This window comes from Phaeobacter cretensis (assembly GCF_047372505.1).
Classification (GTDB): Bacteria; Pseudomonadota; Alphaproteobacteria; order Rhodobacterales; family Rhodobacteraceae; genus Phaeobacter; species Phaeobacter cretensis.
Window position 1 is genome coordinate 29903 of sequence record NZ_JBKBEU010000001.1, and the last position, 14151, is coordinate 44053.

Annotated in this window: 14 protein-coding genes and 2 pseudogenes; 9 read left to right on the plus strand and 7 right to left on the minus strand. The window is 55.3% G+C overall.

Annotated elements, in window-relative coordinates; translation table 11 throughout:
* Positions 1-169: 169 nt before the first annotated feature.
* The 4 genes and pseudogenes from ACEWZM_RS00200 to ACEWZM_RS00215 all read left to right on the plus strand — a co-directional run bounded on the left by ACEWZM_RS00200 (position 170) and on the right by ACEWZM_RS00215 (position 2239).
* The gene (locus tag ACEWZM_RS00200) at positions 170-868 is read left to right on the plus strand and encodes a GntR family transcriptional regulator (protein WP_414004523.1); all 699 of its coding nucleotides are present in this window, start codon (positions 170-172) and stop codon (positions 866-868) included.
* A 166-nt stretch (positions 869-1034) separates the two neighbouring features.
* Positions 1035-1205: pseudogene (locus ACEWZM_RS00205) on the plus strand (transposase); the annotation flags it as partial.
* Between the two features lie 229 nt (positions 1206-1434).
* Positions 1435-1574, plus strand: a pseudogene (locus ACEWZM_RS00210) (IS3 family transposase); the annotation flags it as partial.
* 140 nt (positions 1575-1714) lie between these two features.
* Positions 1715-2239, plus strand: a complete 525-nt coding sequence (locus ACEWZM_RS00215) for a GNAT family N-acetyltransferase (RefSeq protein ID WP_414004524.1) — start codon at positions 1715-1717, stop codon at positions 2237-2239.
* A gap of 478 nt (positions 2240-2717) precedes the next feature.
* Here ACEWZM_RS00215 and ACEWZM_RS00220 read toward each other — a convergent pair whose 3' ends face one another.
* From ACEWZM_RS00220 to ACEWZM_RS00230, 3 genes are read right to left on the minus strand one after another with little or no spacing between them, the layout of a single operon-like run.
* On the minus strand, positions 2718-3779 hold the full coding sequence (locus ACEWZM_RS00220) for a methyltetrahydrofolate cobalamin methyltransferase (protein WP_414004525.1): 1062 nt from the start codon (positions 3777-3779) through the stop codon (positions 2718-2720).
* A gap of 3 nt (positions 3780-3782) precedes the next feature.
* Positions 3783-4715 carry a methylenetetrahydrofolate reductase gene (locus tag ACEWZM_RS00225; RefSeq protein WP_414007910.1) on the minus strand — a complete coding sequence of 311 codons (933 nt, stop codon included), beginning with the start codon at positions 4713-4715 and terminating at the stop codon, positions 3783-3785.
* Between the two features lie 26 nt (positions 4716-4741).
* Positions 4742-5038: a virulence factor gene (locus ACEWZM_RS00230; RefSeq protein WP_414004526.1), complete on the minus strand. Its 297-nt coding sequence runs from the start codon at positions 5036-5038 to the stop codon at positions 4742-4744.
* A 323-nt stretch (positions 5039-5361) separates the two neighbouring features.
* On the opposite strand from ACEWZM_RS00230, the gene ACEWZM_RS00235 reads away from it, so the two are divergent.
* Both ACEWZM_RS00235 and ACEWZM_RS00240 read left to right on the plus strand, forming a co-directional pair.
* Positions 5362-6474: a Ppx/GppA phosphatase family protein gene (locus ACEWZM_RS00235; RefSeq protein ID WP_414004527.1), complete on the plus strand. Its 1113-nt coding sequence runs from the start codon at positions 5362-5364 to the stop codon at positions 6472-6474.
* A gap of 71 nt (positions 6475-6545) precedes the next feature.
* A complete protein-coding gene (locus tag ACEWZM_RS00240) occupies positions 6546-7301 on the plus strand; it encodes an RlmE family RNA methyltransferase (protein ID WP_414004528.1) in 756 nt (251 codons plus the stop codon).
* 81 nt (positions 7302-7382) lie between these two features.
* Here the strand turns inward: ACEWZM_RS00240 and ACEWZM_RS00245 are convergent, their stop codons facing one another.
* The 4 genes from ACEWZM_RS00245 to ACEWZM_RS00260 form a co-directional block, all read right to left on the minus strand.
* Complete coding sequence (locus tag ACEWZM_RS00245) at positions 7383-7568, minus strand: hypothetical protein (RefSeq protein WP_414004529.1); 186 nt, start codon at positions 7566-7568, stop codon at positions 7383-7385.
* Between the two features lie 132 nt (positions 7569-7700).
* Positions 7701-8585, minus strand: coding sequence for a YihY/virulence factor BrkB family protein (locus tag ACEWZM_RS00250; protein WP_414004530.1), 885 nt, complete (start codon positions 8583-8585; stop codon positions 7701-7703).
* A 128-nt stretch (positions 8586-8713) separates the two neighbouring features.
* The gene (locus tag ACEWZM_RS00255; protein WP_414004531.1) at positions 8714-9160 is read right to left on the minus strand and encodes a potassium channel family protein; all 447 of its coding nucleotides are present in this window, start codon (positions 9158-9160) and stop codon (positions 8714-8716) included.
* Positions 9161-9264: 104 nt separating this feature from the next.
* Positions 9265-9747: a hypothetical protein gene (locus tag ACEWZM_RS00260; RefSeq protein ID WP_414004532.1), complete on the minus strand. Its 483-nt coding sequence runs from the start codon at positions 9745-9747 to the stop codon at positions 9265-9267.
* Between the two features lie 89 nt (positions 9748-9836).
* On the opposite strand from ACEWZM_RS00260, the gene ACEWZM_RS00265 reads away from it, so the two are divergent.
* Genes ACEWZM_RS00265 through ACEWZM_RS00275 form a run of 3 tightly spaced genes read left to right on the plus strand, consistent with a single transcriptional unit; the run spans position 9837 to position 14087 of the window.
* The gene (locus tag ACEWZM_RS00265) at positions 9837-10502 is read left to right on the plus strand and encodes an ABC transporter ATP-binding protein (RefSeq protein WP_414004533.1); all 666 of its coding nucleotides are present in this window, start codon (positions 9837-9839) and stop codon (positions 10500-10502) included.
* Positions 10499-12970, plus strand: coding sequence for an ABC transporter permease (locus ACEWZM_RS00270; RefSeq protein WP_414004534.1), 2472 nt, complete (start codon positions 10499-10501; stop codon positions 12968-12970). The genes ACEWZM_RS00265 and ACEWZM_RS00270 overlap by 4 nt, the downstream gene beginning before the upstream one ends.
* Before the next feature lie 28 nt (positions 12971-12998).
* Positions 12999-14087 (plus strand): lipocalin-like domain-containing protein, encoded by a 1089-nt coding sequence (locus ACEWZM_RS00275; RefSeq protein WP_414007911.1) that lies wholly within the window; start codon positions 12999-13001, stop codon positions 14085-14087.
* The last annotated feature ends 64 nt before the right edge of the window (positions 14088-14151 follow it).

Sequence of the window (14151 nt, forward strand, 5' to 3'; positions counted from 1 at the left end):
GCCGATCGCTTTTGTACGCGCAGAAGAACCAGCAGCCGTCTTGTGGGCGCCGTAGTCACATCAGACAGTGGTCAACGAGGACCTCTGGATGTCGACTTCTGTCTCCGGTATCTTTGACTAGGTTGACTCGCGCCATATGTCAACTAACATGTCAGTTATGGGAATTCAAATGCAACGAACACCGGTTGAGTTGGGCATAGATGGGCTTGATGGCACTCTGGGCCACCGAGTCTATACGGTTTTGCGTGACCAGATCCTGAATATGTCACTTGAGCCAGGTTTTGTTCTGCGCAAAGGCGCGCTGTGTGAACAGCTTGGTGTTTCAAGGTCACCGGTCGCCGAAGCGCTCGGCAAACTCTCCTCAGAAGGGCTTGTGGACATTGTCCCACAATCAGCCACCCGTGTTTCACGCTTATCCCTGACTGCGATTCAGGAAGAGAGCTTTTTGCGCGAAGCGATTGAGGTAGCGGCAGTCGCCAAAATTGCGAATGAACGAAGTGAGGAACAACTCTGCAAATTGTCTCGAAACCTCCGCCTGCAGACTTTGCTAATTGAAGACGGCGATCACGCAGGGTTCTTTGAGGCCGATGTCGAATTTCATAATCTGATCTTGCAGTTTACCGGGTTTCCAAAAGTGATCGCTGCAGCAGATCATCTCTCGCTTCAGTTACTGCGCGCACGGATGCTCTTGCTCCCGACTAAGGGGCGGCCGAAAGAGGCAGTAGAGGAACATCAAGCAATCCTTGATGCGATCAAAGCCAAAGACAGCAAGGCGGCACGAGCAAGTATGGCCATCCATTTGCGTCAACTCATCGACCGTCTTACGCCGCTGGAGACAACACACCCAGAGTTCTTCCGAAAAGCGTAGCTATGATAGCGCTTTAGATCGAACGGCGTGCTTGTGAACATTTGAACTGAGACTAAAGAGCCACATCAATCAGACCTGCCAATTCTGATAGAGAACCGCTCTCGAAAAACCAATAATTGCATCCCTGAACTGAACTAAAATGTTCGCGCTATAGCGTAAGCCAGTTATGCCCTCTGGCTCAAGTGCGGCATTGCGCAAGCATGTGGCTGAGGATCTGGGTGTTGGAATGTCGACGCTGAGCAAGTGGATCACGGCGCATCGGGAAACAGATGTGGTGTCGAAAGAGGATTTGGAACTCGCCAAAGAAAACGACCGGCTTCGGCGTGAGACACCATTGCCTGACAGCACATGCTTGCATGTGTGAGAGGGCACATTCTCAAGGAGGAAAGGGAAATATTAAAAAGGCCACGGTGTTCTTTGCGCGCTTTCCGCAATTGTCCCGCCGGTCGCAAGACAGCGGTCTGACCTGGTGACACTGGCGTACATTATAGAACAATCGCGCCTGAGCCTGGGCGGCTTCAAGGTGTCCGCTCTCATGCATGTAAACATGCACCGCCGGGCAGTGGATGTATGGGAAAGGTAATTGTTATGACAATGCTGCCGTCGAGACCTTCTTCAAATACATCAATGGCTTCTACAATCCGCATCGAAGGCATTCAGCATTGGCTTGGAAAGCCCTGTCGTCTTCGAACGGAAACTGGCCTAAACAAGCACTTGGAGCGGCACAAAAGCGCGACAGCTCCAAAGTGTGCATACAAAGCCGATCTCCAGTTCGCGGAAAAATCGATGCGGTTTTCCCGCTACCGGGGCTACTCTCTCAGGTAAACTGCCCGAACGGAGGCCGAAATGGCAAAACCTTTGACGTCTGCTCCAGTCCTTGAAACAGAGCGACTAACTCTACGCGGGCCCTTACAAAGTGATTTACCCGAATTTACCCGCTACATGACGCGTTCGCCGAGGCTGCAATCCCAAGGCGAAACGGTCAGCGATGAACAGTGTTGGTTCGGGTTCTTGATCGGGGTTGGCCATTGGCAATGGCACGGGTTTGGATTCTTTACAATAACGAAGCTGAGGGGGAGCCATCCACTAGGTCGTGTCGGGTTGCTTAAGCATTCAAATTGGCCGGACGTTGAGTTGGCGTGGCATCTTTTTGATGAGGCCGAAGGTAAAGGATATGCCACCGAGGCTGGCCTAGCTGTTCGCAAGTGGGCGTATCAAGCTCATGGTATTGAGCAATTGGTTAGCTATATCGATTTCGAGAACCATCGTTCACAAGCGGTTGCAAAACGGCTCGGAGCGGAGACCGATGGCACGCGCGCTGATCACGAACCAAATGCAGAAGTTTGGACACACCGACCTGAACCAGAATGATCATGTCGGGCTCGAAGCCGCCTTGCCGGGTCGTGCTTCGGTTTTGGCGCCGAGGCTACATCGCCCTCCTCCGCGATTTCCTCAGGGATGAGGCCGCCGGATCAGTACACATCGACCGTCGCTCACGCTTATCCACGTAGGTTACCATCTCCTCTGTTCGGGGTATGATAACTGATTGATTTGTCACCTGCCTGTTTCGCAAGCTAGCAAAGGCTTGCCGGTCAGAACCGTTAACATAGACGTTGCCTGCCTGCCCCACTACTATTGGAGAATCCCGAGGAATCCGGGGCGGGAGAGAGCGGTCTGCGTCCATGAGGAATGGTTTTACCCGTAGGCCGCTCGTTTGAACTTACCTTTATTCAATCAAGTCTCTGGGATGGGTCCGCAACTGCTGATCTTTGGCTGCACCTATTGTTCTAGGCCTACAAAAAAAGGCCAGACCGGCGGCCTGACCTCACTATTGTTAGAAGGGCAGCGATTAGGCGCGGCGGCGGCGTCCACCAGAACGGCCACCTCGGCCACGACCCTCTTCGCCCTCTTTTGCAGGTTCTTTGTTGGCTCGGATCCAATCACCACCATGCGGGTCGTTGTTGGTCAGCAAATTGGCGGCGCGAATGGCTTCCATTTCCTTACCGGGACGCGCCTTGGTTGAGCCCAGACCAAACATCTGAACAAACGCCTCGTCTTCCATACCCTCGGGCAGGACAATACCGGCGGCTTCAACTTCGGCTTTTTTCTCAGCAATCTTCTTCTGAGTGATCGGAAGTGCGACCGGGTTCATGATTGCAGAGGTCATGCCGGCCCCCATCGCCATCGGCAGGAACGCGTTGTTGATGCCGTGACGGTTTGGCAAGCCAAAGGACACATTGGAAGCGCCACAGGTCGTGTTTACACCCAGCTCTTCGCGCAGGCGACGGACCAGAGCGAAGACCTGCAGGCCTGCTGTTGCCATTGCACCGATGGGCATAACCAGAGGATCAACCACGATGTCATGTGCTGGAATGCCGAAGTCGGCGGCACGTTCAACGATTTTCTTCGCAACAGCGAAGCGCACATCAGGATCTTCGGAGATGCCGGTATCATCGTTGGAAATCGCCACAACCGGGACATTGTATTTCTTTACCAGCGGCAGCACGTGCTCCAGACGTTCTTCCTCACCGGTGACAGAGTTCAGCAGTGGGCGCCCTTCTGCGGCCTGCAGACCAGCCTCAAGCGCGCCGGGAACAGACGAGTCGATGCAGAGCGGCGTATCGGTCAACCCTTGAACCAGCTCGACGATCTTGGTCATCAGCGGTGGCTCGGTCTCGTTAGGGTTCGGGTTGGAGTTGTAGACAACGCCTGCATTGATATCGAGGATGTTTGCGCCGGCCATAACCTGCGCAAGCGCGTCTTTCTCAACAGTGGAAAAATCGCCCGCTTCCAGCTCAGCGGCCAGTTTCTTACGGCCCGTCGGGTTGATCCGCTCGCCGATCACACAGAACGGTTCATCAAACCCCAAAGTTGCAGTTTTTGTCTTAGATTCTACGACAGTACGGGTCATTGTTTATCCTTGGGAATTGACCGGCTGCGCTGCTGCGCCACCGTTGTTGATGGCCCAGGTGGCATTGGTCTTGATGCCACCTAGCGGGAAGAAATGCACATTGGTGATGTTGAAATCTGGGTTGGCGGCCTTGTGAGCTGCCAGCTCGCTGATCACGTCGTTGGGCTCATACGGCAGCAACAGCTTGGAGACATCCATTGCGCGTTTCTGCAGGACTTTAAGCGATGGGCCGACGCCACAAGCAATAGCGAATTTGATCAATGTCTGTAGCTTGGCCGGACCTGCGATACCAATGTGGATTGGCAGATCGACACCGGCTGCCTTGATACTATCCGCCCATTCGATGATCGGTTTTGCCTCAAAGGCAAACTGCGTTGCGAGAGCCATATCCGCATCCGTGCGCTCGGAAAATTTTTGTTTCCAAAGAAGCGCATCCGAGACATTCTTCATGCTGCCATCGGGGTCAATATCCTTGTTGCCTTCGGGGTGCCCGGCAACATGTAGATTGCTGAACCCGGCTTTGTCGAACAGCCCGGTCTCCAACAGTTGCATTGAGCTATCGAATGCGCCGTGAGGTTTGCTCACGCCGCCAGCCAACAGCAACGCCTGTTTGACGTCTGCCTCGCCTTGGTAGCGTGCGATCCAATCCGCCAGCGTGGTCTCATCCTGAATGATGCGAGCAGGGAAATGCGGCATCACCGGGAATCCTTCGGCATTTACCCGTTTGGCGGTCTCGACCATTTCCTCTATCGGGGTGCCTTCAATATGCGCGATATAGACGCGAGTTCCTGCAGGCAGCAGATCAGCAAAGCTGTCGATTTTCGCCGCGGTGCGTGGCATCACCTCGATGGAGTAGTTTTCCAGAAAGGCCTCGACCTCTGGGCTGCTGGGCTTGGCCGCACCCGCGTCGCGTTTTTTGAAGTTCAACAAAGCCATCGTGGCCTCCCATAAAGATGTCAGGCTCATGCCCATCCGTCGTTAGCGATCAGCGTCTTGAGCCGATCCTGATCATAATCCGTTTCCAGACGCAGGGCTTCGGCCTCGGCAATGTCTGCCGGGTCACCATCTACTGCGTAAGGCGCAGCTTTGCGCCATTCTGCTAGATAAGCGTCGGCATCCTTGGCGTTCACCTTCATGGCGGCGCGATCGATGGCTTGTTCAAACCGCTCTTCCAATTGGCGTTTGGCCCCACGACGGCCTTTGCCGACGATGATTTGTGCGGGTATGTCGCGCCAATATACGATGGTGACGTCGGGCATTGCCTTGGCTTCCTTTGCGTCTGTGTAAATGCGTTTCTAGTGTGGCAGCGCCGGGCGCGTTCGTCGGATTTCGACCTGACATTGGTTCTGAGCGACCTTTTGCGGGTCGCTCTTGGATAACAATGGGACCCTGTGCTGGCTACCGTGCGGCTTCCTCATAATATTCAACAGCTTTATGAATTTGACCAGCAATGCGATACGAACCACTCAAAAAACGTCAATTCGACGCTGTTCAAATAGTCGTTGCCACCCTCAGGCCACCTTGCACGTGACGATCAGCACACATATGCTTGGATCAACACGATTATCGGAGGGCGTGAATCATGGCGCCCAGGCGTTCCAAAGGTGCGGGCGCATTTCCCCGAGCGGTAGAGAGCCCTGCACCGGCCCGCCCAGATCCTGATGCGCTATATGCGGCGCTTGATCTGGGAACTAATAGCTGCCGGATGCTGATTGCCCAACCCAAGGGCAGCGGCTTTCATGTGGTAGACAGCTTCTCAAAGTCGGTGCAACTGGGCGCCGGTTTGGAGCGTACCGGGCGCTTATCGCGCGCGTCTATGGCGCGCACCATTCAGGCGTTGCGGATTTGTCAGCAAAAACTGAAACGAAACCGGGTCAAGCGTATGCGGCTGGTTGCGACAGAGGCTTGTCGCCGTGCTAAGAATGCGCGTGAATTTATCCGCCAGGTGCGTCGCGAAACGGGTTTGACGCTTGAGATTATCCAACCCGAAGAAGAAGCCCGTCTCGCGGTTATTTCCTGCGCCCCGTTGGTGTCGACCAAAACCGACCAGCTGCTGGTTGTTGATATTGGTGGCGGGTCAACCGAATTGGTCTGGATCGACATCTCATCCATCGCGCGCCGGGACCGCCCATCTGCCATCATGCGGCTGCACGCAGGGTTTCACCCCGCCGAAAGCCCCTTCCCTGCGGCGAAGGTTGTGGACTGGATTTCTGTTCCATTGGGCGTGGCGACCTTGCGTGACCAGTTTCACGATGTGGAGGATGACGCGGCGCGCTTCGCCCTGATGAGCTGGTTCTTTGAGGAAAACCTCGCCGACTTTGCCCCTTACAAGGATGAGCAGACCCGGCAAGGGTTTCAGATCGTCGGAACCTCGGGGACTGTCACAACAGTTGCGGCCTCGCATTTGGGGCTAAAACGCTATGACCGCACAAAAGTGGACGGATTGCGCATGACCAGCGATCAGATTGACAAGGTCATCCGGTCTTATCTAGAACTCGGCCCTCAGGGACGCCGCAGCGACCCGCGCATTGGCGAGGATCGGCAAGCGCTGATTATGTCAGGTGCGGCAATCCTGCAGGCCCTCTTGCGCTGCTGGCCAACGGACCGGCTGTCAGTGGCGGACCGTGGGCTGCGCGAAGGCTTGCTCTATGCACAGATGAGCGCCGATGGCGTATTGGAAGACGGGCCGTTTTAACGGCCACACACAGGATATGAGCGTCCGATGATTGGCCCAGATGTGGCAACGGGCGACAAGGAACAGCGGATATGGCAAAGACACCCACGGGAAAAACACCCACTGGCAAAAACACCTCGGGGCGCGGTCAGCGTGACCTGAAGGTCAAGGTCAAGACTGCCCGCGGGCGCAAGCTGAGCTCTACCCGCTGGTTGCAGCGGCAGTTAAATGACCCGTATGTCAAGCGGGCGCAGGCCGAAGGTTATCGTGGTCGTGCGGCCTATAAGATTATGGAAGTCGACGATAAATTCCGTTTCCTGGTGCCAGGCGCGCGTGTTGTCGATCTCGGCTGTGCCCCTGGTGGCTGGGCGCAGGTCGCGGTTAAGCGGATCAACTCACTAGGGGAGCGATCGGGCAAGTCGGTTGGCCGTATCATTGGTGTCGACCTGCAAGAGGTTGAGCCCCTTGCAGGTGCCGAGTTTCATCAACTGGATTTCATGGATGATGGCGCTGACGATCAGGTCAAGGTTTGGCTGGGCGGCAAGGCAGATGTTGTGATGTCGGACATGGCGGCCGCGAGTTCCGGGCACAAGCAGACCGATCACCTGCGGATCATCTCGCTTTGTGAAACTGCCGCATACTTCTCCTTTGACGTTCTGGAAGTTGGCGGCACCTTTGTCGCTAAGGTACTGGCTGGCGGCGCTGAGGGCGAGCTGCAAAAACTACTCAAGCAGAAGTTCACCAAGGTTTTCCACGTCAAACCGCCCTCTTCACGGTCGGACAGCTCCGAAAAATTTGTTGTGGCAACCGGGTTTCGCGGCGACGCGCCCGAAGAATCTGAAGTTTGAAATTCAGAACCTCACCATTCTTGAAGAGGCAACGGCCCTATTCTTGGCACACTTCGGGCCAAGATCGACTGAACTGAGGCGTTACGCGGTACCAGTGAAAGATCGCAACGCGGTATCCTGCAAAGCCACGGTTTCGCTTGACGTGCCCTCGCTACGCAGAAAGATACGCGGGCATTCAGTATGTTGCGTGCCGCTGTCGGCTTCCGAGCGCTTCAGTAGGCGTTGCACCAACTGGTTGGTTGGAAATTTGTTGTGCAAAACGCGCATGAGAAAGACCCTTGTACCGTAGTCAACCGGTTTGCCCGGTGTCTTTCTTAGAGTAGTCGGCCACTGGGCCGTATTCGTGACACAATTGTGGCAAACCTGCCTTATTGTTTCAATTGACGAAACAATAACGGTCTATGCCGGATCATTCGTGCCGGTAGGTGTGTTTTCGGAAACTGGATGCAGCAAAACACCATTCAGCTCGGCGCCCAAGATCAGAATAGCTGAATTGAGATAGAGAAAGATCAGCGCTGCCATTGCCCCGGCCAACCCAGCATAGGTTGTTGAGTAGGAAGCAAAACTGCTGATGTAAATGGCGAAGGCCAGGCCAGCGGCCCACCACAATACCACTGTGAGCAGAACACCGGGCAGCACCTGAATGAAGCGATGCCGCGTGGATGGAAGCAACATGTGAAAAGCGAATACCGCGATCAGTGGGATCAACGCCACCAGGATACCGTTTAGGCCCCCCTCCCAATTGCTTGGGATAGGAGCCTGAGGGAAGAAATCGGACACATAGCGAGCATAGAGCGGCAAGATCAATTCAAACACCGCAGCCGCCATAATCCCGGCACCGCCAAGGATCACGAGGCCGATGCACAGACCACGGGTTTTCCAAAACGGCCGCGTGTCGCGTTCATGATAGGCTTGAACCATCGCAAGGCGCACCGCATCCACACCGTTGGAGGCAAAGTAAATCGCGACAATACCCCCAAGAGTAACTACCCCTGTGGAGGAGGTTTCCAAAACTGAATAGACCTCGCGTACAATCGGGTTTGCTACGCTTTCGGGCCAGGTACCAAAAACCAGATCGACCAGATTTTCCAGATTGATCTGATCTGATAACGACCCCGCCACTGTACCAGTCAACGCTACCGTGAAAAGCACAAATGGAAACAGCGCGAGCATCAATGACATGGCAATATGGCTGCTGAGCACCCAACAGTTCTTCTCGTTGAACCGTTTGGCGGCCAGATACAACGCATAGGCACCGGACTTCGCATAGGATTGGATATTCATTCCGGAACGGTCTCATAGCTAGGGGCAAAAAACCAGCCCTTTCAGAGAGATATGGGATCAGGCGCCGCGGCCGCGTCAATCATGACGATATTCAACTAACCGGCAATCCTTGGCATTGTAGAGGCATACTACGCCTTGCGGGCCGGGCGCTCCTCCAGCAGGAAAACCTCACGCAGTGCCGCTACCAAAAACGCCGTGCTGATGCCGAACGCGAACAATCCTGTCACCGCTCCAAACGCGGCAAAGATCCGCATGCCTTCGCCCAGCACAACGTCCCCGTAGCCAAGTGTCGTATATGTAACGAGCGAAAAGTATATCGCTGTATTCCAATCAACGATGGCTCCGGAAAAGAACAATGCTGTTGCCCAAATCCACACCTGAATCGTATGCGCAAACACAATCAGGCCAATCGCAATGGCCATGACAACTGTCGTTTGTAAGAACTGTCGTGTCCGTTGCTGACCCCCAAGCCGTTTGCGCAGCAGATGGATACAGAAGACAAGCAACCCAGCCTCGATTGCCAGGCAGATGCCTAGGTACAGGCTGCCTAGCAGCAGCTGTTGAATAAGCGTCATATACCCTGCCCCTTCGAGATGCCCTGTTTGCGAGTCACCGGCTCAATTTCAGTTCTCTAATCATTAAAGTGTCGACATCGTTCATTTAAGCTTAGTTTGCTAAATCACGGTTGAGACATGCAATGACGATAATGCTGTTTTACCAATCGTTTGCGTCGCGCATCTGGCGTGTTGAAATAGTCATCTCGGTCACCGGGTTCTGATCTGTTGCGCGTGCCTGCGCTACTGACCTTGCCGTCCCGTACGCTAATGCCAATGCGTGCTGTACCGGAAAAGGTGATCCCGACACGATCAGTCCCCAACCGCAGCCCGCTTGGACTATCGTTTCTAGGGGCACCCGCATAGGCCTCAGCCCTGTTACGGCAGATTTCTTCACGGTTTGCGCTGGTCCCCTGCGCGGCTACGCTGCTGGCCATCGATATGACAATCATACCAGCAAGTGCGACAATTCCACCAAGCGGGCGGTATGGAAGTAGAAACAGAGACATGGCACAACCTGTGATAAGCGTTCCCACAAATGTAGCATGGGTAACGTCCAAATGGGGGCTACATCGTATCGCGTCAATGATGTCTACAAGTTTGGGCATGTTTTCATCTAATAGTCACGACGCTCAACAACGGATTTGCGCAGGCCAGAGCTTGGAAAAAAGGTTATAACGAAAGAGGTTATAGTGCGATGCTCACAATAGAGAACGTCTACAAGTCCTATGCAGGCCCATCCGGACCAGTCCCTGTTCTGGATGGTGTATCGTTGCACTTGTCCCCAGGCAGCAGCCTAGCGTTGACCGGGGACAGCGGCTCCGGCAAAAGTACGCTATTGCATCTGGCAGCCGCACTGGATCAGGTCGATAGTGGTGAAGTCATCGTGAACGACATTTCCCTTGCAGATCTTGATGATAGTGGACGTGCTTGGCTGCGCCGTCATCATGTCTCTTTGGTCTTTCAGCAATTTAATCTCATACCGGCGCTGAGCGTCGCGCAGAACATCAGCCTGCATGCCCGCCTTGCAGGCAATGCTGACCACGATTGGATCGATGCGCTCACCGAGCGTCTTGGTCTACGCGAGCTGGAAAACAGATATCCGGAGCAGCTGTCAGGTGGGCAACAACAACGCGTGGCCATTGCCCGCGCGCTTGCACTACGGCCAAAGCTGTTGCTCGCGGATGAGCCAACCGGAAACCTTGATGAAACATCAAGCGCTTCTGTGATGAGTCTCATGCTCGAACTTGTCCGTGAGACCGGAGCAGCATTGCTGCTAGTTACCCATTCTAGCGCGATCGCTGCCAGGCTCGATCAGCAAGTCCATCTGACCTCCGGCCGCCTCTTTAAGGATAGCGCATGATCCCTGTCGCGCTTTCTGCATTGCTCTCTCATTGGCGACAACATCCCCTGCAACTGGCAATGCTGGTCACCGGACTCGCCCTCGCAACCGCGCTGTGGTCCGCCGTTCAGGCGATCAACGGAGAGGCGCGCGCCAGCTACGCCGAGGCAGCCGCGCAGATCTCACCCTCCGGGAAGAGCTACCTAGCCGCAAAAGAGGGGGAAATAGAATTAAGCCAATATGTTACACTGCGACGTGCAGGTTGGCTTGTATCCCCTGTGTTGACGGGTGTTCTGGACCGGGAGGATGTGGAAACTGATGTACCACCTCTTGAGTTGATTGGCATTGATATCCTGTCCAATCCGATGATGGCGCAGCTGAGTACGGGTGCAGATAGCCAGAAATCCACTGCCTCGAACAGGGATGATCATCCGTTGTCACCAGCGGACCTGTTGTTACCGCCCGGACGGGTGTTTGTTCACCCCGAAACTGATCTGGCTGCTGACAAAGAAATGCTGCCACCCACCACGCGGACAACCGTTGTACCGCGTGGTGTGGCCATTGGCGATATTTCGACTATTGCACGGCTGCTAAAAAAACCTGATTTTATAAGTCGCTTACTGGTGCTTCCTAACCAGAGAAACGACCTCCAACCGTTGAAAGAGCTCGCGCCGAACTTGCGTCTACTGACACCATCAACCGGTGCTGATACCGCCCAGCTCACTCGCAGCTTTCACCTCAATCTAACCGCCTTTGGCCTGCTGTCCTTTGCAGTAGGTCTTTTCATCGTTCAGGGGACGATCGCCCTGGGGATAGAGCAAAGGCGCGGAATGTTTCGGACGCTCCGCAGCTTAGGTTTACCTCTCAAGACATTGGCATGGCTAATTTTTGGGGAGCTACTCGCCATAACATGCCTGGCAGCAATACTAGGGCTTGTCCTTGGCTACCTTGTAGCCGCTGCATTGCTTCCAGGCGTTGGCGCTACCTTGTCAGGCCTCTATGGTGCCTCGCTGGAAGGCAGCCTTCAACTGCGCCCGGATTGGGTGTTGTCTGGTTTCGCGATGGCACTGGCTGGCATGATGCTCGCTGGCGCGCAAAGCTGGTTTAGCTTGTCTCGCTTACCCATTCTGGCCGCACCAGCCACCGCCGCACGCGGGCAGCGGGCTCTGCGCGGACATAAGATCTCAGCAATCTCCGGGGCCGCGTTACTTCTGGGAGCAGCCGGAGTTCCCATGCTATTCGACGGGCTTCTGGCGGGGTTTGTATTCCTGGGTGGATTGATGCTGGGCGCAGCTCTGTTGCTACCTTTGACATTATCGCGCTTGGCGACACTTGGTACGCAGATGGCCCGCAAACCGGTTACGCTCTGGCTTTGGGGGGATATGCGCGCGCAGTTGCCCGGACTTTCGCTCGCGCTGATGGCGCTATTGTTGGCACTGGCAACGAATATTGGTGTAGGCACAATGGTTTCCAGCTTCAGGCTTACCTTTCTCGGTTGGTTGGATCAGCGGCTCGCATCGGAGCTATATATGACATTGCCAAGGGATGAGATGGCTGATGACGTCACACTCTGGCTGGATCAGCGTGATATCCGTGCCTTGCCCATAAGACGTAGCGAAGAACGCTATTCCGGACCCAATGTGGCTGGTGCTCCGATGGAAGTCTACGGCGTGATTGACGATGCCACCTATCGAGAGAACTGGCCGCTATTACAAGCTGAACCAACAGTCTGGCAACAGGTCGCCAAAGGAACCGGTGCTTTGATCAACGAACAATTGGCCCGACGCGCCAATCTTGGTCCGGGCGATACGCTGGTGGTTGCGCCAGATTGGCAGATGCGGATCGCCGGCGTCTATTCCGATTATGGCAATCCAAATCCCCAAAGCATTGTTGGTCTCGACACACTGCTGTTTCATCGGCCTTTGACTGAAAACCGCCGGTTTGGCCTGCGGATGCCACCCGAGGATGTGCCAAAGATACAGAACGCGCTACAGGAGCGATTTAACTTGCCCGATAGCGCCTTCATAAATCAGAGCAATCTGAAGGCACGCTCATTGGCCATTTTCGACAGGACATTTGTTGTGACCGGGGCGCTCAATCTCCTGACTTTTGGCGTGGCTGGGTTTGCGATGCTCACCAGTCTGCTGACACTCTGGAGCCAGCGCCTGCCACAACTGGCCCCAATCTGGGCGATGGGGCTAACAAGGCGGCAACTGGCCCGTTACGAGATTTTGCGCAGTGTGATCTTGGCGGCATTGACGGCACTGCTGGCACTGCCTTTGGGGCTGTTGCTTGGCTGGGCCCTCTTGGCTGTTGTCAACGTCGAGGCCTTTGGCTGGCGCCTTCCGATGTCTCTGTTTCCGCTCGATTGGATACGGCTGTTCTTGATGGCATTGGCGGCGGCAGCCCTGGCAGCAGCCCTGCCCGCCCGTAGGCTGGCGACCCTGAAACCGGCCGATCTGTTGAGGGTTTTTGCAAATGAACGTTAATTACGCCTGCAGAAAAAAACGGACGCCAATGCTTTGCGGTATTGCAGCGGCTCTTCTATGGCAGGTGTTGCACTATGCAAGCCCAGCTGCCTCACAGGGGTATGCCGGATTGGGGAGTGCGGCGGACGGCTTCTCTGTACCCCAAAAAGGTACGGAACTGCTGTTCCCGCAGGATCATGCGGCCCACCCCAACTATCGGATCGAATGGTGGTATCTTACAGCCAACCTGATAGGCGAAGATGGACTCAGTTACGGCGTTCAGTGGACTTTGTTCCGGTCCGCCTTGCGGCCAGACGACGGAACGACAGGGGACATCACCCTGCCCTGGGCTGATCCACAGATTTGGATGGGCCACGCGGGGCTCACGACACCCGACGCCCACTACCATGCTGAGCGGCTCGCCCGTGGCGGCATTGGGCAAGCCGGTGTAGCTGCCACCCCGTTTGAGGCCTATGTCGATGACTGGCATATGCGCAGCAGCGATGAAAGTTTACAGGCGTTAACTGTACGCGCAACTGGTCAAGATTTTCGCTACAAGCTGATGCTGGAGGCGGACGGGCCATTGGTGCTGCAGGGCGATGCAGGCTATTCGGTAAAATCAGCCAACGGCCAGTCCAGCTATTATTATTCGCAACCGCATTACAATGTCAGCGGTGTCTTGCAGTTACCGGATGGGCCAGTGGCAGTGACGGGGCAAGGCTGGCTTGATCGTGAATGGTCCAGCCAACCGCTGGCCGAGGACCAGCACGGCTGGGACTGGTTTTCGCTTCGTTTTGAAAGCGGTGAAAAACTGATGGGGTTCCAGTTGCGCGGCAGCAACCTCTTCACCTCAGGCACCTGGATTGCAGCAGACGGCACACCAACCGCGCTGGAGCCCGGCAGCCTGCAGGCAACACCTCTGTCGGTGACGCAAGTGGCCGACCGCCAGGTTCCGACAGATTGGCAACTACGCCTGCCTGCACGTAATCTGGATGTGCAGATTACCGCCCTGAACCCGCAGGCATGGATGGGAACATCTTTCCCCTATTGGGAGGGCCCCGTGCGCGTTAAGGGCAGTCATCGTGGTCAAGGCTATCTTGAGATGACAGGTTATGGATCGCCCGCAGATCAAGACTAGGCGAAACTTTCCCACGGCCTTGACCAAGGAAAAGGGGCGCCCAGTCGGACGCCCCTTTTATTCA

Excerpts from the sequence above, each read along its gene's own strand:
- ACEWZM_RS00275 (WP_414007911.1), top strand. The coding sequence starts at position 12,999 with ATGCTTTGCGGTATTGCAGCGGCTCTTCTATGGCAGGTGTTGCACTAT.
- ACEWZM_RS00220 (WP_414004525.1), bottom strand. The coding sequence starts at position 3,779 with ATGACCCGTACTGTCGTAGAATCTAAGACAAAAACTGCAACTTTGGGG.
- ACEWZM_RS00235 (WP_414004527.1), top strand. The coding sequence starts at position 5,362 with ATGGCGCCCAGGCGTTCCAAAGGTGCGGGCGCATTTCCCCGAGCGGTA.
- ACEWZM_RS00245 (WP_414004529.1), bottom strand. The coding sequence starts at position 7,568 with ATGCGCGTTTTGCACAACAAATTTCCAACCAACCAGTTGGTGCAACGC.
- ACEWZM_RS00240 (WP_414004528.1), top strand. The coding sequence starts at position 6,546 with ATGGCAAAGACACCCACGGGAAAAACACCCACTGGCAAAAACACCTCG.
- ACEWZM_RS00230 (WP_414004526.1), bottom strand. The coding sequence starts at position 5,038 with ATGCCCGACGTCACCATCGTATATTGGCGCGACATACCCGCACAAATC.
- ACEWZM_RS00225 (WP_414007910.1), bottom strand. The coding sequence starts at position 4,715 with ATGGCTTTGTTGAACTTCAAAAAACGCGACGCGGGTGCGGCCAAGCCC.
- ACEWZM_RS00265 (WP_414004533.1), top strand. The coding sequence starts at position 9,837 with ATGCTCACAATAGAGAACGTCTACAAGTCCTATGCAGGCCCATCCGGA.
- ACEWZM_RS00200 (WP_414004523.1), top strand. The coding sequence starts at position 170 with ATGCAACGAACACCGGTTGAGTTGGGCATAGATGGGCTTGATGGCACT.
- ACEWZM_RS00270 (WP_414004534.1), top strand. The coding sequence starts at position 10,499 with ATGATCCCTGTCGCGCTTTCTGCATTGCTCTCTCATTGGCGACAACAT.
- ACEWZM_RS00255 (WP_414004531.1), bottom strand. The coding sequence starts at position 9,160 with ATGACGCTTATTCAACAGCTGCTGCTAGGCAGCCTGTACCTAGGCATC.
- ACEWZM_RS00260 (WP_414004532.1), bottom strand. The coding sequence starts at position 9,747 with ATGCCCAAACTTGTAGACATCATTGACGCGATACGATGTAGCCCCCAT.
- ACEWZM_RS00250 (WP_414004530.1), bottom strand. The coding sequence starts at position 8,585 with ATGAATATCCAATCCTATGCGAAGTCCGGTGCCTATGCGTTGTATCTG.
- ACEWZM_RS00215 (WP_414004524.1), top strand. The coding sequence starts at position 1,715 with ATGGCAAAACCTTTGACGTCTGCTCCAGTCCTTGAAACAGAGCGACTA.